The organism is Vibrio sp. 99-8-1 (genome assembly GCF_013114595.1).
Classification (GTDB): domain Bacteria; phylum Pseudomonadota; class Gammaproteobacteria; order Enterobacterales; family Vibrionaceae; genus Vibrio.
In genome coordinates, this window is the sequence record NZ_VTXE01000002.1 from 32,688 (window position 1) to 50,727 (window position 18,040).

The 18,040-nt window shown below is 42.1% G+C and carries 15 protein-coding genes; 8 read left to right on the forward strand and 7 right to left on the reverse strand.

Annotation, left to right across the window (positions count from 1 at the left end; all coding sequences use genetic code 11):
* Positions 1-97: 97 nt before the first annotated feature.
* Together fkpB and ispH are read left to right on the forward strand one after the other, a co-directional pair.
* Complete coding sequence (gene fkpB, locus F0227_RS01000; protein ID WP_171751295.1) at positions 98-529, forward strand: FKBP-type peptidyl-prolyl cis-trans isomerase; 432 nt, start codon at positions 98-100, stop codon at positions 527-529.
* Positions 530-548: 19 nt separating this feature from the next.
* Positions 549-1,505 carry a 4-hydroxy-3-methylbut-2-enyl diphosphate reductase gene (gene ispH, locus F0227_RS01005; RefSeq protein ID WP_171751296.1) on the forward strand — a complete coding sequence of 319 codons (957 nt, stop codon included), beginning with the start codon at positions 549-551 and terminating at the stop codon, positions 1,503-1,505.
* A 103-nt stretch (positions 1,506-1,608) separates the two neighbouring features.
* On the opposite strand, the gene F0227_RS01010 is transcribed toward ispH, so the two are convergent.
* Complete coding sequence (locus F0227_RS01010) at positions 1,609-3,093, reverse strand: carbon starvation protein A (RefSeq protein ID WP_171751297.1); 1,485 nt, start codon at positions 3,091-3,093, stop codon at positions 1,609-1,611.
* A 434-nt stretch (positions 3,094-3,527) separates the two neighbouring features.
* Here F0227_RS01010 and F0227_RS01015 point away from each other — a divergent pair, with 434 nt between their 5' ends.
* A complete protein-coding gene (locus F0227_RS01015) occupies positions 3,528-3,869 on the forward strand; it encodes a DUF2799 domain-containing protein (protein WP_171751298.1) in 342 nt (113 codons plus the stop codon).
* 37 nt (positions 3,870-3,906) lie between these two features.
* Here F0227_RS01015 and murQ read toward each other — a convergent pair whose 3' ends face one another.
* Together murQ and F0227_RS01025 are read right to left on the reverse strand one after the other, a co-directional pair.
* Positions 3,907-4,824, reverse strand: a complete 918-nt coding sequence (gene murQ / locus F0227_RS01020) for an N-acetylmuramic acid 6-phosphate etherase (RefSeq protein WP_171751299.1) — start codon at positions 4,822-4,824, stop codon at positions 3,907-3,909.
* A complete protein-coding gene (locus F0227_RS01025) occupies positions 4,825-5,955 on the reverse strand; it encodes an anhydro-N-acetylmuramic acid kinase (protein WP_171751300.1) in 1,131 nt (376 codons plus the stop codon).
* Positions 5,956-6,439: 484 nt separating this feature from the next.
* Between F0227_RS01025 and nagZ the strand changes: the two genes are divergently transcribed.
* Positions 6,440-7,423 carry a beta-N-acetylhexosaminidase gene (nagZ, locus tag F0227_RS01030; protein ID WP_171751301.1) on the forward strand — a complete coding sequence of 328 codons (984 nt, stop codon included), beginning with the start codon at positions 6,440-6,442 and terminating at the stop codon, positions 7,421-7,423.
* On the opposite strand, the gene btsR is transcribed toward nagZ, so the two are convergent.
* A complete protein-coding gene (btsR, locus tag F0227_RS01035) occupies positions 7,420-8,145 on the reverse strand; it encodes a two-component system response regulator BtsR (RefSeq protein ID WP_171751302.1) in 726 nt (241 codons plus the stop codon). The two genes, nagZ and btsR, sit on opposite strands and share 4 nt — an antisense overlap.
* Positions 8,139-9,851, reverse strand: coding sequence for a sensor histidine kinase (locus F0227_RS01040; RefSeq protein ID WP_171751303.1), 1,713 nt, complete (start codon positions 9,849-9,851; stop codon positions 8,139-8,141). Before F0227_RS01040 ends, btsR begins: the two co-directional genes overlap by 7 nt.
* Before the next feature lie 244 nt (positions 9,852-10,095).
* On the opposite strand from F0227_RS01040, the gene F0227_RS01045 reads away from it, so the two are divergent.
* On the forward strand, positions 10,096-11,166 hold the full coding sequence (locus F0227_RS01045) for a 3-deoxy-7-phosphoheptulonate synthase (RefSeq protein WP_171751304.1): 1,071 nt from the start codon (positions 10,096-10,098) through the stop codon (positions 11,164-11,166).
* A 161-nt stretch (positions 11,167-11,327) separates the two neighbouring features.
* The gene (gene tyrA, locus F0227_RS01050) at positions 11,328-12,455 is read left to right on the forward strand and encodes a bifunctional chorismate mutase/prephenate dehydrogenase (RefSeq protein WP_171751305.1); all 1,128 of its coding nucleotides are present in this window, start codon (positions 11,328-11,330) and stop codon (positions 12,453-12,455) included.
* 88 nt (positions 12,456-12,543) lie between these two features.
* On the opposite strand, the gene F0227_RS01055 is transcribed toward tyrA, so the two are convergent.
* Positions 12,544-13,830 carry a peptidoglycan DD-metalloendopeptidase family protein gene (locus tag F0227_RS01055; protein ID WP_171751306.1) on the reverse strand — a complete coding sequence of 429 codons (1,287 nt, stop codon included), beginning with the start codon at positions 13,828-13,830 and terminating at the stop codon, positions 12,544-12,546.
* 126 nt (positions 13,831-13,956) lie between these two features.
* Between F0227_RS01055 and tyrS the strand changes: the two genes are divergently transcribed.
* Both tyrS and F0227_RS01065 read left to right on the forward strand, forming a co-directional pair.
* Positions 13,957-15,144, forward strand: coding sequence for a tyrosine--tRNA ligase (tyrS, locus tag F0227_RS01060; protein WP_171751307.1), 1,188 nt, complete (start codon positions 13,957-13,959; stop codon positions 15,142-15,144).
* A gap of 371 nt (positions 15,145-15,515) precedes the next feature.
* A complete protein-coding gene (locus F0227_RS01065) occupies positions 15,516-16,358 on the forward strand; it encodes a magnesium transporter (protein WP_171751308.1) in 843 nt (280 codons plus the stop codon).
* On the opposite strand, the gene dacB is transcribed toward F0227_RS01065, so the two are convergent.
* On the reverse strand, positions 16,324-17,727 hold the full coding sequence (gene dacB / locus F0227_RS01070; protein ID WP_171751309.1) for a serine-type D-Ala-D-Ala carboxypeptidase: 1,404 nt from the start codon (positions 17,725-17,727) through the stop codon (positions 16,324-16,326). The two genes, F0227_RS01065 and dacB, sit on opposite strands and share 35 nt — an antisense overlap.
* Positions 17,728-18,040: the final 313 nt, after the last annotated feature.

The window sequence follows — 18,040 nt, forward strand, 5'->3', positions numbered from 1 at the left end:
CACAGTTTATACATCCATAGAAAACTAAAGGTTTTTTCTAAACAAGCTTGATGGTTAAATAGAGAAAAATTTTAATTGTCTATTAAAGGATACCGCTGTGAACGCAATTCAGTCAGATAGTGTTGTTACGCTCCACTTCACCATTAAACTAAGTGACAACTCAGTAGCAGATAGTACCCATATGTCGGGTAAACCTGCTAAATTTGTTATGGGTGATGGAAGTTTAAGCCCCAACTTTGAGAAGCATTTACTTGGTCTAAAACAAGATGATAGCCGATCTATTGCGTTAAAAGCTGCCGATGCGTTTGGTATGCCAAATCCAGACAATATTCATCATATGGATAGAGCCAAATTTGTAGGCGATGCGAATGCTGAAGTAGGCGCAATCATGGCTTTTTCTGGTGCTGATGGTAATGAAATTCCCGGAATTATTACTAATATTGCTGGTGACTCAGTCACGGTAGACTTTAATCATCCGCTAGCAGGACAAGATGTCACCTTTGAAGTTGAAATTAAATCTGTAGAATAGCGGCGTTAAAGAGATAGCAATGAGCAATGACATGAAAATATTATTAGCAAACCCAAGAGGGTTTTGCGCGGGAGTGGATCGCGCAATCAGTATCGTTGAGCGTGCATTAGACATGTATCAAGCTCCTATCTATGTTCGGCATGAAGTGGTTCATAACCGTTTTGTGGTAGAGGGATTAAAGCAACGAGGTGCTGTATTTGTTGAAGAGCTCAATGAAGTTCCTGACAACAGCATTGTGATTTTCTCCGCTCATGGTGTCTCGCAGGCCGTACGTGAAGAAGCAAAAGCTCGAACTTTGACAGTATTCGATGCGACGTGTCCACTGGTGACAAAGGTCCATATGGAAGTAGCCCGTGCGAGCAAAAAGAATATGGAAGTCGTATTGATAGGGCATGCAGGCCATCCAGAAGTAGAAGGGACCATGGGGCAGTACTCAAGCGAAACTGGTGGTATGTACCTGGTTGAGAGACCTGAAGATGTTGACTCTCTCTCGGTGAATGATCCGTCTCATCTTCACTATGTCAGCCAAACGACTTTGTCTGTAGATGAAACTTCCGAGGTTATAGAAAAACTTCGTCAGGTCTATCCAAACATTCAAGGACCACGTAAAGATGATATCTGCTATGCCACTCAAAACCGCCAAGATGCCGTGCGAGAACTGGCAGAAAAAGTGGATGTGATGGTTGTCGTTGGTTCAAAAAACTCGTCTAATTCAACCAGACTGAAAGAGCTGGCTGAGAAGCTAGGAACGACCAGTTATTTAACAGATTGCCCAGAAGATATTCTTCCTGAGTGGTTAGATGGGTCAATAAAAGTGGGTGTTACGGCTGGGGCATCTGCACCAGAAGAGCTAGTGGATAACATTCTGGCTCGTATTCAAGCCTTGGGTGCAGAAACCATCGAAGAGATAGATGGACGTGAAGAAAACATGTTTTTTGAAGTACCGAAAGAGCTGCAAATAAAAAATATTAGTTAATATTTAGCCTCGCTTTATAGCCGTGTCATCCTAGCACAACAAAAAAGGGTTCCTATTAGGAACCCTTTTGTATAGTCAGTCGTTTATATGAAGTATTAAACTATTATGCTGTTTTGGTCACACCATCTGGCTTTTCTTCATCTGCCAACTCAGAATCACCCTTGCCTTTAGATGTCTTAATTACATAGGCCGTGATAGCCAGTGCAGATGCAACACCAATAACGGTTGAGATGTTGATTGGTAAACCAAAGCCTAGTTTAGCGCTGCTCATGATGAACGAGACACAAACCGTTGTCATGAACATGGCTGGTACAGTAGCAATCCAGTGAAGTTTATTGTGACGCAATAGGTAAGCGGCTGCTGTCCAAAGCATCATGGTCGCGGTTGACTGGTTTGCAAAACCGAAGTAACGCCAGATAATGCCAAAGTCTACTTGAGTTAGGATGCCGCCAATAATAAATAGAGGTACCGCCATCAGTAAACGTTTTGGAAGTGATCTCTGCTCAACATTAAAGTACTCGGCCAGAATCAAACGGCTTGAACGGAATGCTGTATCACCAGAAGTAATTGGTAGAATAACAACCCCTAGGAAAGCCAAAATACCACCAAATACACCAAGTAATCCAAACGATGCAGAGTAAACAACATTACCAGGGCCACCAGCTTTAACCGCTTCTTGAAGTCCGTCAATGGTGCCAAAGAATGTTAGTGCAAGAGTACACCAGATAATAGCGATAATACCTTCACCAATCATTGCACCGTAGAAGACGAAACGACCGTTTTTCTCATTTTCCATACAGCGAGCCATCAAAGGAGATTGCGTTGCGTGGAAACCAGAAATAGCACCACAGGCGATAGTAATAAATAACGCAGGCCATAGTGGAAGATTGTTAGGGTTCATATTAGTAAACATGTCACTCAGCGCGTATCCACCTAAAATGGTGTGTTCGCTAGAGAAGCCTACCGCAGCGATCAAGCCAACAGACATGAAGACTAACAGCGCACCAAAGAATGGGTAGAAGCGACCAATGATTTTATCGACTGGTACAATCGTTGCGATAATGTAGTATGCGAAAATCATGATCACCATGGTGATTTTTGATACTTCCATACTTGATTGCTCGTTCACTAAGTTGGTCAGCATTCCTGCTGGCGCAGAAACAAATACCACGCCCACAAGCAGAAGTAACACAATGGCGAATACGTTCATAAAGTGACGAGCACCATTACCTAAGTAGCGACCTGATAATGTTGGAATTGACGCGCCATTATTGCGCACCGATAACATGCCTGAAAAGTAGTCGTGTACCGCGCCTGCAAAAATACAACCCAGTACAATCCATAGTAATGCCGCTGGGCCGTAAAGGGCACCCATAATTGGGCCGAAAATTGGGCCAACACCAGCGATATTAAGTAATTGAACGAGATACACCTTTTTAGTCGACATTGGTACATAGTCAACGCCGTCATTTAGCGCATGCGCTGGTGTTTGACGTTTTTCATTGATACCGAATACTTTCTCAACGAACGCGCCGTAGATAAAGTACCCACCGATTAAAGCAGCGATACAGAATAGAAACCACATCATAATTATTGTCCCACATATTGATTATTTATATATTTCAGCGTTGATACTAAAAGGAGAGATGGTCAAATGCATCCAGAGACAAGGTAAGCGGTTAAATATTGAATTAACTGGTCGATATAGTAATTGAGTGGTTTGTTAATTGTATTCGATAACTCTGTGTCGACGTTGGGAGCCACTCGTTATGCTGTGTGAGAGTATTTTTCTGTCTAGCTGAGGCGGCATGGTCCTGAACGACTGCGGAGTCGCGATGTGTTCAAACTGGTGGTTTGAAAATATATTATTGTTAAATAAGCCCCTTTAAGTTATTTCGCTATATAGAAAAACAGAATGATTGAGTGACATTATAAAACAATGTTGTCTGTTTTAAGGTACTATTTATTGATAGACATCACTTTGCAGTTAGTCGATGGAGTGAGCAATTTAAGGGCAATAACATGAAACTAAAAATCTATTTTTCTCTATTGGCGCTGCTATTGTCAGCGTGTTCTGCTGGTGTTGAGGATTTAGCCGCGAGCGGTAATTGGTCTGATATTGGCTACCGTGACGGTATAAAAGGTCAGCACTCTCGTTCGTTTTCGGAGTTGCAAAAGTTAGGAGAGGCAAATCAAGCTGAGTATGACCAAGGTTACGTAAGGGGAGTAACTGAGTATTGTAATCCTGAACATGCATATCAAATAGGTCTTTCTGGTTCGTACTACCAAGGCGTATGTGAAGGAACCGTTAGCGCACAAAAGTTCCGCATGGAATGGTTAAGAGGTTGGAACGAGGGTAAGTAAACCTCCCTCGTTAATTGAGTGACTAGAAAGACTTGTGCTACTGTTTTTCTACCACTTTTCGTAAAAAGCCACCTTGTTGCTCCAGTTGCTGTCTGGCTTGTGGCAGTTCCATGCCAGTTAGTATCATCAGTATGGACAGTTTTACATCAAATTGAGTTTCAGCAAGGCGGGCTTTCGCTAGCGTAGCATCACAATCTGTTGCTTGCATAACAATACGAACCGCCCGAGCAGAAAGCTTTTTATTGCTGGCCTTCACATCCACCATTAAGTTTTGATAACTCTTCCCTAAGCGGATCATACTGGCGGTGGTGAGCATGTTAAGAACCAGTTTTTGTGCGGTACCAGACTTTAATCTGGTGGAACCGGTTAACGCTTCTGGTCCAACAACGGGGCTAATGGCTATGGCGGCAATGTCAGCAATTGGTGAGTTGGGATTGCATGATAGTGCGACGGTCGTTGCCCCGAGACGATTGGCGTAATGAAGTGCGCCAATGACATAAGGAGTTCTTCCACTGGCAGCAATAGCAACCAATACATCATCACAATTAAATTGAATGTTTTGTAGATCTTCAATTCCCATGCTTTCCGAATCTTCAGCACCCTCTACCGCTTTGAATATCGCCTCTTTTCCTCCGGCAATAAGTCCAACAACCATATCATCAGACACACCGAAAGTCGGAGGGCATTCAGAAGCATCGAGAACGCCTAATCGACCACTGGTTCCTGCGCCAATGTAAATCAGTCTGCCACCTTTTTTGAAAGAGTGGGTGATGCGATCAACGGCTAGCGCTATCTCAGGTAGTACTTTTTCAACCGCCAGAGGAACGGTTTTGTCTTGCGTATTAAGGCGCTGAACAATCTCTAAAGAGGAGAGTAAGTCAATATCCATCGTTTCTGGATTTCGCCCTTCTGAGACTAAGCTGGAGAGGGCGGATATTAGGGCATCATTTGTCATCTATACTTCCTCTGTATCTGCTGGATAAATCACGCCGAGTGAGACAAGGCGCGTTGCACCCGTTACTTGCGGCAAGTTGCTGGGTAAATTGTGGATTCTCTGCTTGGCTAACCAAGCAAACGCAATCGCTTCCATATAATCGCTGCTAATGCCTCGCTCATCGGTGGTTGCCACCGTCCACCCTGTTAGCAGCTGATTTAGCCTTGCCATAATTAAAGGATTATTCGCTCCCCCCCCACAAACAAGCAACTCAGGAGACGTGCCATTGCTATATTGGCGAACTTCATCGCTAATGGTGATAACGGTCAGTTCCACGAGCGTGGCTTGAACATCTTCGGCAGCGAGTTTTTGACCATATTCCGCCAATTTATTGTTGAGCCAGCTATGGTTAAATCGTTCTCTGCCAGTACTTTTGGGAGCGGGTTTTGAAAAGAAGTCATCTTGTAACAGTAGTGCCAATAAACCTTTATTTACTGTGCCAGACAAAGCAAACTCTGCATTCAAATCAAAAGGTTGAGACCGCTGTTCAGCGATCCAGCTATCAAGAAGCATATTTCCAGGTCCAGTATCATAGCCGATAGTCGCAATATTGGGTCTCAACACTGAAATATTGGCGATACCGCCTATATTGAGCACCACGACACTAGAGTGATTGGCTTGAAAGATGGATTGATGGAAAGCAGGTACAAGTGGCGCTCCTTGCCCTCCGTAAGCCATATCTTTACGACGAAAATCGGCTACGGTAGTTATGCCTGTTTTGCTGGCGATGATATTGGCATCACCAAGCTGCATGGTAAATGGAGCCGTTCCATCGGGTTGATGAAATACAGTTTGTCCATGATTGCCTATGGCTTTAATTTGTTGGGCTTGGTAACCAGATTGATCCAGTAGTTGCTTAATGGCGTCAGCATATAGATGCCCTAAGCAATGGTCTAACTCACCGATGGTTTTCAGCGTGGTCTCTTGACCGATAACGATATCGAGTAACGCCTGTTTTAATTGTTCTGGTACAGGGTAGAAGCTTTCTGCAAGCAGTGTTAACTTGTTTTGGTCAAAGCGAACGAGCACTGTATCTACACCGTCTAAGCTAGTACCAGACATCACACCTATATAGAGTTCACCTGCTTCCATAAAAAATCCTATCTATTTTAAATTGTTAGCTCGCTCATCAGTATATACTCAAGTGACCTCAAGATGCAGGATTCAGAGCAACATCAACAGGTTCAGTTCAAGAAAGATAATCGAAGGAATGGCATTCCCTTTCAAGGTTATCTGACGCAGAAATGAACATGTTGATGCGCTTCCAAAGGTCGAGTTTTATTGGCTGCTGCCCTGTGTTACTGATTCTTGCCGTAGAATGACTATGCCTTCAAATCAGTGCCTTGATCAGAAGCCAATAAATTCTCGCTGAACAAGCTCCTTGAGGTTACTTGAGTATATCATCTGCATAAGACGTTTTCTTTACTGGGCTTTATTTAAGCTGAACTGCTCGAGAGAAAAATGCGGTTACTTGATGATAGGCTTTGCTGCTATTATTCAGCTTCTGGGGCATAACTTCGTTTGTTAAGCCATCAAGCAATAATTTGTAATCATTTTCGTTATTAAAGGTGTAATTATGGGACCGCTTTGGTTAGATGTCGCTGGCTATGAACTTTCACAAGAAGACAAAGAGGTATTGCAGCATCCGACGGTTGGTGGGGTTATCTTGTTTGCTAGAAACTATTATGATAACCAACAGCTTACAGCCTTAAATACCGCTATACGGAAAGTGACCCAAGGTAAAGTTCTGATTGGTGTTGATCAAGAAGGTGGACGAGTTCAACGCTTTCGTGAGCATTTCTCATTGATTCCCCCTGCTAGCAGCTTTGCGCTGCAGCCAAATGGTGAAGAGCTAGCTCAACAGGCTGGTTGGTTGATGGCGGCAGAGCTTATTGCTCATGATATTGATTTAAGCTTCGCTCCGGTGCTTGATGTTGGTCATCAGTGTCAGGCTATCGGCAACCGTGCCTTTTCTGATAACGCCCAATCTGTATTGCGTTTTAGTACCGCATTTATGAAAGGGATGAAAGAGGTGGGAATGGCTACGACGGGGAAACATTTTCCTGGGCATGGTGGTGTTATTGCCGATTCCCATCTGGAAACTCCTTACGATGATAGACGTACCATTTTTGAAGAAGACATGGCCATATTTACCAAGCAAATCAATAGTGGGGTGTTAGACGCCATTATGCCAGCCCACGTAATCTATAGTCATTATGATGATCAGCCAGCCAGCGGTTCACCATATTGGTTAAAAGAGGTATTGCGGAAGCAGCTAGGTTTTAAAGGGATCGTATTTTCTGATGATCTCAATATGGATGGCGCTGGTATTATGGGAACACCTGCAGAACGCTCACAGCAATCTCTTGATGCTGGCTGTGATATGGTGCTGATGTGCAACAACAGGCAATCTCAAATTGATGTGCTTGATAACCTAGTCGTGACAACTGAGCCACAAGTAAGGCATCTGTTCAAGAAACACGCTTTTACTTTATCAGACTTACAATCGTCATCTCAGTGGAAAGAGGCGTCTATTGCAATGAAGCGATTGTTGGACTAAATGATCCCCAATTTTTCTTTAAGCACTTTTAAGTGTCTTCTGCTCACAGGAACGACATGATCTGAGTTGGTGATGATTTCTGCTAAGCCATTCTCTAATAGTTTTATCTCTTTGATCGTATTGGTGTTAACTAAATATTGTCGATGGCAGCGAAGAAGGTTTGTTTTCTCTTCTAGTGTTTTAAGGGTGAGCTGGCTTGATGCGGAAAGGTGAGCAGATTGAACATGAACACCGCTGATGTCGCTATAGACCATCTCTACATCTTTACTGGCAATGATCACTATTCGGTTATGGCCAATACAGGGGATCTGTTCTAAATAGCTTGGTGCTAATATGGTGATATCCGCTTGTTTAAGTTCTTTTTCATGCTGCTTGACTAAACGGCTGATGGTTTTATTGAGTCTGCAGGTATCAATAGGTTTAAGTAGGTAATCAAAGGCATTGTCTTCAAATGCTTGAATCGCATATTGATCAAAGGCAGTCACAAACACAACTGATGGCATCGTGTCTTGATCAAGCATCGCCAGCAGTTCAATGCCGCTTATTTGTGGCATTTGAATGTCTAAAAACACCACATCAGGTTTTAGGCTGTTGATTTTTTTCAACCCTTCAATGGCGTTACTGGCTTTATCAAGCACATTAATCTGGTTGGTTTCATGTAAAAGTTCTGTTAGCTCTTCTTGCGCGAGTAGCTCATCATCAATGACTAATGCAGTTAACATGTACCGTCCTTTCTTTCACTATTCGATTCGTTGTTTATATTTTTATTGGGGATAATAAAGCTCATTCTAGTAAATTCATTATTATTTACTACCGTCTTGAGTGAGCCATCATGTCCAAAGTAGTGAGTTAGGCGTTTGCTCACAATTTGCATGCCTAATCCTTGATGACCTTCTTGAGGTTCAGAGTAGCTACCAGCATTATCCTCAACAATTATCTCGCAGCCTTTGCTGTTACATTGGTTATAAATCCTGATATGTCCACCTTCAAGCATATGCGAGGTACCATGTTTTATGGCGTTCTCCACCAGTGGTTGAAGGGTAAAGCTCGGGAGCTCTCTATCTTGTAATTCCGGATCGATGTCTATATCGACTTCTAGTCGATCACTAAAGCGGGCCTTTTCTATCGTAAGGTAGGCATTCACATGCTCAAGTTCTTCGCGTAATGAGACAATATCAACGTTCTGTTTTAAGTTACTGCGAAAGAAGTGAGAAAGGTGCTGAATCAATGCTCTTGCCTTGGTCGGGTCTTTTCTCACTACGGCGCTAATAGTATTGAGAGCATTGAAGAGAAAATGAGGGTTGATCTGTGCATGTAATAGTTTGATCTCGGCTTGGGAAAGCAGTATTCGCTGCTCTTGATAATCGCCAAATAAAATCTGGCTTGAGAGCAGCTGTGCAATGCCTTCAGCCATGGACATATTAATGGTAGAAAACAGTTTTCGTTTTGGTTCGTATAGCTTAATGGTTCCAACAACCTGATCTCCGGCCCTTAACGGAATAACCAATGCTGACGCTAGCTTACAATCATGAGAAATGGAGCATTGATAAGGGTTTTCTTTGCCATCCATGTAGATGATGTCATTCTCTTCGATGGCTTTCCTGGTGCAGTAGGATGAAATAGGTGTATTAGGTTTGTGGTGATCATCACCGATACCCACAAAGGCTAAGATTTTGTCTTTATCGGTAATTGATACGGCACCAACACTGGTCTCCTCATAAATGATTCGTGCCATCTTTTCTGCATTATGGGCATTAAACCCTGTACTTAATATCCCCACAGAGCGTTCAGCAATCGTCAATGCTCGACGAGAAAATGTCGCTGAATATTTTTCAAAAATCGTTTTTCTGTCTTGGAGAATACTGATGAAAAGTGCGGCACCAACCGAGTTGGCTATTATCATAGGAGTAACAATGGTTGATACTAACTGGAACGCTTGATCAAAGGGTTTTGCAACAAGCAAAATAATCAGCATTTGTATGACTTCAGCAAAAAAGGTAATCGAGAAAACTACAAGTGGATTAAATAGCTGCTCTGGTTTGTTTTTCTTGATTAAGTAAGCGTGCAGCAGGCCACCAATTAAACCTTCAGCGGTTGTTGAGATTGCACAGGCTAGATCGGTAAAGCCACCCAATGTGTATCTATGTACTCCTCCAGTGAGTCCGACGGCGAAACCAACCACAGGTCCACCAAACAGACCGCCCATTACTGCTCCCATCGCGCGAGTATTGGCAATAGCGTCGTTTATTTGCAAGCCAAAATAGGAACCCATAATACAAAACAGCGAGAATATGACATAGCAGGTCAACTTGTGTTCAATACGGTTTGACATGCTTAGTAAAGGCAGGAATATCGGGGTTTTGCTCAGCATATAGGCCAATACTAAATAGACACACATCTGTTGCAATAGGGATAAAACGAGTTCCATAATGGCCTAAAGTGAAAAATGGTTTGTTATTATTTTAAGCGAGATCTGTTGTTAAAAATAGCGATGGAGAGTTGATATCCAATATCGATACAACAATAAAACTGGGTGTAACGTTATATTTACACCATGTGTTTTTTATTATTTACACTTGCAATAGTGGCTCTAGCTGTTATCTTGTTGCTATATAGGTGATTTTGATTATCACATAAATTCTAAGTGTAAACTAATTTGTACGGAAATGAGCATGGAAAGAAGTGAATTAAGTAATGTCAATATTAGTGATGAGCAGGTTCTGATCACTCCAAATCAACTAAAAGATAAATTACCCTTGAGTGATAATGCTCGACGTTTTATTCAAGAGTCCCGTCAGACTATATCAAATATCATTCATAAGAAAGATCATCGTTTACTGGTTGTGTGTGGACCATGCTCAATTCATGATATAGATGCAGCAAAAGAGTATGCGAAACGCTTAAAAAACCTTTCTGAGCAACTCAGTGATCAAATCTATATCGTCATGCGTGTCTACTTTGAGAAACCAAGAACAACCGTTGGTTGGAAGGGCTTAATCAATGACCCACAATTAGACGGTACCTTTGACATTGAACATGGTCTGCATGTTGGTCGTAAGTTGCTGGTGGACTTAGCTGAAATGGAAATACCATTAGCAACAGAGGCGCTGGATCCTATTAGCCCTCAGTACCTGGCGGATACTTTTAGCTGGGCTGCGATTGGTGCCAGAACAACAGAATCTCAGACACATAGAGAGATGGCGAGCGGTTTATCTATGCCTATTGGGTTTAAAAATGGAACAGATGGCAACTTAGCAACTGCGATCAATGCGATGCAAGCGGCTGCGTCCAGTCATAGATTTATGGGGATTAATCGTGATGGTCAAGTGGCACTATTGACTACTCAAGGCAATACCGATGGGCATGTCATACTTCGTGGTGGTAAACAAACCAATTATGATTCTGTATCGGTTACCGAGTGTGAAGAAGAGATGGCAAAACACAATTTGGATGCATCCTTGATGGTGGATTGTAGCCATGCTAATTCTCGTAAAGATTATCGTCGTCAGCCACTGGTTGCGGAAGATGTTATTCACCAAATTAGAGAAGGCAATAAGTCAATTATTGGTTTGATGATTGAAAGTCATATTAATGAAGGGAACCAATCTTCTGATCTCGCATTGGAAGATATGCAATACGGTGTATCAATTACAGATGCGTGTATAAATTGGGCAGCAACTGAGGCACTATTACGTCATGCACATAAAGAGCTAGTGCCATTCCTAGAAGATAGGTTAAAGTAATCTGAAAACATCTTGAGCTGTGTTATGAGTCGCTTACATAGGATAACTATGCTGCTCTCCTCATGCCTTGCTCAAACCGATTTCAGATTGAACAATATTTGTACTCGAAAGGTAAACAGACCCTAGTTATAGATGTAATAAAGTAGAATAAGGCAACCTTAATGGCGGTAGAGTTAAAGGCATTACGAGATAAAATAGATTCCGTTGATAAACAGATGATTGAATTATTAGCGGAGCGTTTATCATTGGTGGAGCAGGTAGGTGAAGTGAAAAGTGAGCATGGATTGCCTATTTATGCCCCTGATAGAGAAGCGGCTATGCTGGCTTCACGTCGCAGTGAAGCGGAAAAACAGGGTGTTCCAGCTCAGCTGATCGAAGATATCTTACGAAGAACAATGCGAGAATCTTATGCCAGTGAAAATGATTCGGGTTTTAAGTGTTTAAATCCTGAGTTAAGAAGCATCGTTATCGTTGGTGGTCACGGGCAGCTAGGTGGCCTGTTTCGTCGAATGTTCGAACTGTCCGGCTATCAGGTAAAAGTACTGGGCAGCCAAGATTGGGAACACGCTGATACCTTGCTTAGTGATGCAGGTTTAGTGGTGGTGACGGTACCTATTCATCTAACGGAAGGTGTGATTGATCGGTTAGCTGGGTTACCGGAAGATTGTATTCTATGTGATTTAACCTCAATTAAGTCTGCTCCGTTACAGCGAATGCTACAGGTTCATTCCGGTCCTGTTGTCGGGCTTCATCCTATGTTTGGTCCTGATGTGCCGAGTTTAGCAAAGCAGGTCATTGTCTACAGCGATGGTCGAGGTGGAGAACATTATCAATGGTTGCTGGATCAGTTTGTGATTTGGGGGGCAAGTTTAAGCGCAATTGATGCCGCTGAGCATGACCATGGAATGACATTGATACAAGCCCTTCGACACTTTACTTCTTTCGCTTATGGGCTGCATTTAAGTCGAGAAAACCCAGATATAGATAAGCTGTTACAACTAAGCTCACCAATATATCGATTAGAGCTCGCCATGGTTGGGCGCCTGTTTGCTCAAGACCCTAATTTATATGCAGATATTATTCTTTCTTCACAAGAAAATATTGAGATGATTAAGCGTTTTCACCACTGTTTTGGCCAAGCAATATCCGTGTTGGATGGTCATGACAAGGAAGCATTTGTGACAAGCTTTAATCAGGTGAGTCATTGGTTTGGTGACTATTCGCAGCAATTTATGTCTGAGAGTCAGAGTTTATTGAAACAGGCGAATGATGCTATTCATCGTGGCTAAAGATTGCTAAAAGCATATTGATAAAAAAATGGGCGTAGAGCCCATTTTTTTATGTGATTGGTGTTTAGGTTTAATTCTGTTTCTAACCTTAATTTGAAAACAATAATTTTCCGTATCGTTCCAACTTCTCTAAACGAATTTTAGCATTGGCCATAAAGGTCTGTTTATCTTTTCCTTTCAGCGATTTAGACTGAGGTAGTTTTACCGTACGAGCATTTTTATGCACACCGTTAACCAAGAACTCGTAATGCAAGTGAGGTCCGGTTACTCGCCCTGTACCGCCCAAAGTGCCAATACTTTGTCCCTGTTTGACTCTTTGTCCACTTCTGACTAAGCGCTTTTTCATATGCAGATATTTGGTGATATAGGTATTGCTATGACGGATAAATACGTAATTACCATTGTACTTATTATAACCTGACTTCTCGACGATGCCGTCTCCTGCTGCCCAAATAGGTGTGCCCACTGGCGCTGCGTAATCGGTACCTCGGTGGGCGACGACTTTACCCGTAACTGGATGACGGCGGCGAGGATTGAAATTAGAGGTAACACGACGAAAATCGATAGGAGAACGCAAAAATGCTTTTTTCATAGCGCGACCATTTTCGTCATAATAGTTTTCAGTTTTATCATCTAAAATGGCTTTAAAGGTGTCACCTTGGTTGGTGAACACTGCGGCAATAATTTTGCCTCTGCCCATTATTTCGCCTTCGACTATTTTTTCTTCATAGAGAACTTTAAAACTATCTCCTGAGCGAATATCTAATGCAAAATCAATATCCCAGCCAAAAATTCCCGCCAGTTCCATCGTTTGATTTGGCGTGAGATCGGCAGAGAGTGCAGCATTCCAGAAATTAGAGGTAATCACTGCTTCAGTGTAGTTGTACTGAATATTGACGGTTTTCTTCTCAAATTCACTGGTGTATGTATCGCCAGACTTGGTGATTCGAAATGTCTCAAATGGTGTGATAACACGTTTAATTTGCAGCAGTTGATGATTGTCATCAAACCCAAATAACAGCTCTTCACCCACACGCAAACGAGTGAGCTGGTTGTTGATATCTTTATTACTGTTAATTAAGTTATGAAGTAGCCTTGCACTTAATCCAATACGTTTAAAGAGTACGGCTGCACTTTCTCCTGAAGCAACTTTGTATTTTTCCCAACGAACAGTCGATTTTGGTAGCGCGGAATTGTGAATATCTAAAGATTCAAAATTAATCGTGACGGGATAGAGTTTACCCACTGCAAGTGTAGACTGATTTTTAGTTAAATCAGAGCTATCTGGCAAGAACAATACAACGGTGATCAATGCTGAAATCAGCACAATCAGTGCTCGATGGATAAGTGGCAGACGTAAAAAAGTCGAGAGCATGTTCAATCTTTGCTAAATATTAGTGAAAAAAGACAATAGGAGAGTCTAACTGGTTTCAAAATACATAGCTATTCAAGTAAGATGTGCGGATAGTATTTTTTGCCAAATTCGTGGGAGCAAACAGAAATGGCGAGTATTGAAGCAGCTTTAGCTGAAATTAAGCGCGGTGTAGAAGAGCTAATTCCTGAAGCAGAGTTGATTGAAAAGTTAAAAGAGAACCGACCTTTAAGAATTAAACTGGGTGCCGATCCGACAGCACCAGATATTCACCTTGGTCATACTGTTATTCTTAACAAGCTTCGCCAGTTTCAAGAACTTGGTCACGAAGTGACGTTTTTGATTGGTGATTTCACCGGTATGGTTGGTGACCCATCAGGTAAAAACACCACGCGTCCGCCGTTAACTCGAGAAGACGTGTTAGCGAATGCCGAAACGTATAAACAGCAAGTATTCAAAATTCTTGACCCAAGCAAAACTAAAATTCAGTTTAACTCTGAGTGGTTAAATGAACTTGGTGCTGCGGGTATGATTAAGTTGGCTTCTCATCAGACTGTGGCTCGTATGTTAGAGCGTGACGATTTTAAAAAGCGTTATGCTGGTGGGCAACCTATTGCTATTCATGAATTTATGTACCCATTATTACAAGGGTATGACTCTGTAGCGATGGAAACAGATGTTGAGCTTGGTGGAACGGATCAGAAGTTCAACCTACTTATGGGTCGTGAGTTACAAAAAGCCAATGGACAGAAGCCACAATGCGTTTTGATGATGCCTCTGTTGGTAGGACTGGATGGCGAGAAGAAAATGTCCAAGTCTGCTCACAACTACATTGGTGTTAGTGAAGCTCCAAGTGAGATGTTTGGTAAAATCATGTCTATTTCTGATGACTTGATGTGGAGCTATTATGAGCTTCTCTCTTTCCGTCCTTTAGCTGAGATCGAGCAGTTTAAGTCAGATGTAGAAGCTGGAAAGAATCCAAGAGATATTAAGATTCTGCTGGCAAAAGAGATTATCGCTCGCTTCCACAGTGAGTCAGATGCTGATGCCGCTGAACAAGAGTTTATCAATCGCTTCCAAAAAGGGGCGATGCCAGACGAAATGCCTGAGTTTACTTTTGATGCTGGTATTGCCATTGGCAATCTACTTAAAGATGCGGCTTTGGTTAGTTCTACCTCTGATGCTATGCGTATGATCCGTCAAGGCGCAGCTAAAATTGACGGTAAAAAGATAGAAGATACCAAACTGATTCCTGAAAAAGGAACGGCGGTATATCAAGTTGGTAAGCGTAAATTTGCTCGTGTTACTTTAGGTTAAAGTGAAACGCTAAGACTAAGATTTACAGCCACATTTATTGTCATGAAAAGAGCGCTAAAAAAGTGCTCTTTTTTTTCATTTTTTTCGTGCAAATTTTCTTCTAGGCCGTTAAAATCCAGCCCGCTGCAAGTCGCAGTATATCTGGAGATTTTTATGAACAATACCGACCATCCTCCTAGTATGAAGGGAGAAAAATAGCCCGTTAGGTATTGTTGCACTCCGCTTCTGCCTTCCGGTAGAAGAACTACGTTTCAAACTCTTCTTTTTTTCTCCTATTTCCTGCTCAGTGAAATATAAGCATAACTGTTTAATAAACAGTTGGGTGCTTTTCGCTTGATGGTCGTTACCAACAGCCAATCGGGAGATTTGCCATGACGGTAATGAACAATATATTCATTGAAACTGCTTGCCCATATTCAAATGATGAAATAGGGGCAGCGAAAAATGCTTTTCTTAAGTATGAAGAGCAACAGCAAGTACATTTACTCTCAGTGATGCCTATAGAGCAAGCTGTAGGGATATTGGAAAACTGTTCTGTAAATTATGTACAACATCTTATTCAACAATTAGAACTCACTGGGTTTGATAAACGCGCTCGTCATTATGCCCATCAATTAGGTTTTATCCGCTCTGAAGCCGAAACGGCAAAAGGGTATTTGACCACTGGTGTGCTGGAGCATGTTAAGCAGCGGGTTGGCTGGATTGTGATGTTGGCATTGTTGGGTATTGTATCTGGAATGATCATTGCCCAATATGAAGACACACTTAATCAGTTAATACTATTGGCGGTTTATATGCCTGTCATTGCGGCTGCAGGCGGCAATACAGGGTCGCAAGCTGCAACCTTAGTGATCCGAGCATTAGCAACAGGAGAGCTTAAAAAGCGGCAGTGGTTGAATGTTTTTTGGAAAGAGAGCCGTATCGCTGTTTGCTTAGCGCTTGTGGTGGCGGTTGTTATTATTGGTCGTGTGCTCTTTTTCAATCAAAGTACGGTAAATGGCTTTGACATTGATAGTATTGCGATATCAATTGCTGTGGCGTTATTTATTCAGGTGGTTATATCTACGGTAATTGGTGGTTTATTGCCGATACTTGCGCGAGCATGCAAGCTCGACCCTGCGGTATTAGTGAGCCCTGTGCTTGCCTCTGTAGTGGATATTTCCGGCATATGGATCTACTTTACTGTAGCGAACCACTTCTTAGGTTTAAATTAACCAAGTCGTTAAAAAAGTGCTTTTCAAACTGAAAAATGGGAGGGGTGATGCTTGCGTCACTCTCTCTTTTATCTATGTAGTAGTCGGTAATAAACTGTACAAATGTCCCTTTGGGCTGACCTGTTTTATCAAGCATATAGCCTGCCATATTGTAGCTTCCATAAAGAGAGCCACTTTTGGCTTGTAATTGCCCTTTTATGGGGGCTTTTCGCATGCTTTGTCGATACTTAAGGGTGCCACTCTCTCCCGCAATAGGAAGCAGCTGCAACAAATCAAGTTCTTTGTCGTTTTTCCAAATGTAATTGAGAACCTGACTCATATCACTGACAGTCATACGGTTGTTTCTAGATAATCCAGAGCCATCCGCTAGCTGTGCATCGTTTAAATTTATGTTGGTTTTACTATAGATGATCTGCTTAATAGCTTCTGTCCCATTAGTAAAGCTACCTGCTTGGACAAAAAAGCGCTTGCCCATCGTTTTGGTTAAGTTATCGGCAATTAAGTTATTGGATTTTTTCAACATAATACTTAAAAGTTCAGGCAAAGGCTTTGAGTGATGAGTCGCGATAATGTCACCCGTAGTGCTACTTTTTACTAATATCTCGCCAGATAAACGAATATTGTATTTGTACATTAAGCGCTTAATTGTTGCGATGGCATACATGCTAGTATCCTGCACGGCAAATTTTAGCGGTAACGGTTTTTTTCGTTCAGTCATACAACCTGAAAGTAAATAATGGTTATTGTCCGACGTGGTTAATTCAAGATCGCACTGTTGCTCTTTCATTTCGGTTTTAGAGACCGTTGAGGTTGTTGATGTGACAACAATAGGTTGATGAGCAGGAACGTGAACCCGAGTCGAACCATTTTTTTTGCTGTAAATAGACGCTTGAACACAGTTGCTATCGAGGGTAATAGCACTAGCGGGAGCACTATAGCAAACACCTAAAATATCCCATGGCCAACCGACACCTCGCTCGTAACCGGTAAATGCACTGTTATCTAACAGCAGGTTTCCTTTTATCTCTTTGCTTCCTTGAGAGGAAAACTGCAAGAAAAGCGCATCAAGATCATCACTGGTGAGTGTGGGGTCGCCAGAGAAGCGAATAACAACGTCACTGTTGTGACGCTCTATCTGAGTCGCAAATCGAAAGTTATCGCCTAGTTCAAGCTTAGCGGCTAGAGCAGTCACTATTTTAAGAGTACTTGCAGGTGGAAAGAGTTGTTGGTCATTAATACTTAGTTGTTGCTGATTATTGGCGATAACAGATAGACCTACGCGGCTACCCTGCGGAAGGTAACTTAATGGAAAATAGGCGAATACTTGGAATGAGAAAACAGACAGTAGTATTAATAATAGACGTCGCATACTGAAACTAAGGTAACTAGACATGAGTACCAGTATAACCACAATTTACCTTATCAGGCTCCTTTCTAATCACATAAATCTGTCGGAACGGTGGTTAATTTGTTTAATAGTTAGAGTTTGTCCAGTCGCTGTGGACTTTTCGCCTGTATTTATCAGTTTTTAGTTGCTGTTAACTGTAAGGCTGTCGCTGTGAAGTGTCATTTTTTAGACGGAGCGGAGAAGTCGCTCTGTTTAGGTTGTTTATATGGTAAAAAGGCTCGCGTAAACGCGAGCCTTTTGGTTATCTAGACTGCTAAATGAATAGCAAGGTTTG

Bases quoted from the DNA above. Each gene is read 5' to 3' on its own strand.
- nagZ (WP_171751301.1), top strand. From the start codon at position 6,440: ATGGGACCGCTTTGGTTAGATGTCGCTGGCTATGAACTTTCACAAGAA.
- dacB (WP_171751309.1), bottom strand. From the start codon at position 17,727: ATGCGACGTCTATTATTAATACTACTGTCTGTTTTCTCATTCCAAGTA.
- F0227_RS01040 (WP_171751303.1), bottom strand. From the start codon at position 9,851: ATGGAACTCGTTTTATCCCTATTGCAACAGATGTGTGTCTATTTAGTA.
- murQ (WP_171751299.1), bottom strand. From the start codon at position 4,824: ATGACAAATGATGCCCTAATATCCGCCCTCTCCAGCTTAGTCTCAGAA.
- F0227_RS01055 (WP_171751306.1), bottom strand. From the start codon at position 13,830: ATGCTCTCGACTTTTTTACGTCTGCCACTTATCCATCGAGCACTGATT.
- tyrA (WP_171751305.1), top strand. From the start codon at position 11,328: ATGGCGGTAGAGTTAAAGGCATTACGAGATAAAATAGATTCCGTTGAT.
- F0227_RS01015 (WP_171751298.1), top strand. From the start codon at position 3,528: ATGAAACTAAAAATCTATTTTTCTCTATTGGCGCTGCTATTGTCAGCG.
- F0227_RS01045 (WP_171751304.1), top strand. From the start codon at position 10,096: ATGGAAAGAAGTGAATTAAGTAATGTCAATATTAGTGATGAGCAGGTT.
- btsR (WP_171751302.1), bottom strand. From the start codon at position 8,145: ATGTTAACTGCATTAGTCATTGATGATGAGCTACTCGCGCAAGAAGAG.
- F0227_RS01025 (WP_171751300.1), bottom strand. From the start codon at position 5,955: ATGGAAGCAGGTGAACTCTATATAGGTGTGATGTCTGGTACTAGCTTA.
- ispH (WP_171751296.1), top strand. From the start codon at position 549: ATGAGCAATGACATGAAAATATTATTAGCAAACCCAAGAGGGTTTTGC.
- F0227_RS01065 (WP_171751308.1), top strand. From the start codon at position 15,516: ATGACGGTAATGAACAATATATTCATTGAAACTGCTTGCCCATATTCA.
- tyrS (WP_171751307.1), top strand. From the start codon at position 13,957: ATGGCGAGTATTGAAGCAGCTTTAGCTGAAATTAAGCGCGGTGTAGAA.
- F0227_RS01010 (WP_171751297.1), bottom strand. From the start codon at position 3,093: ATGATGTGGTTTCTATTCTGTATCGCTGCTTTAATCGGTGGGTACTTT.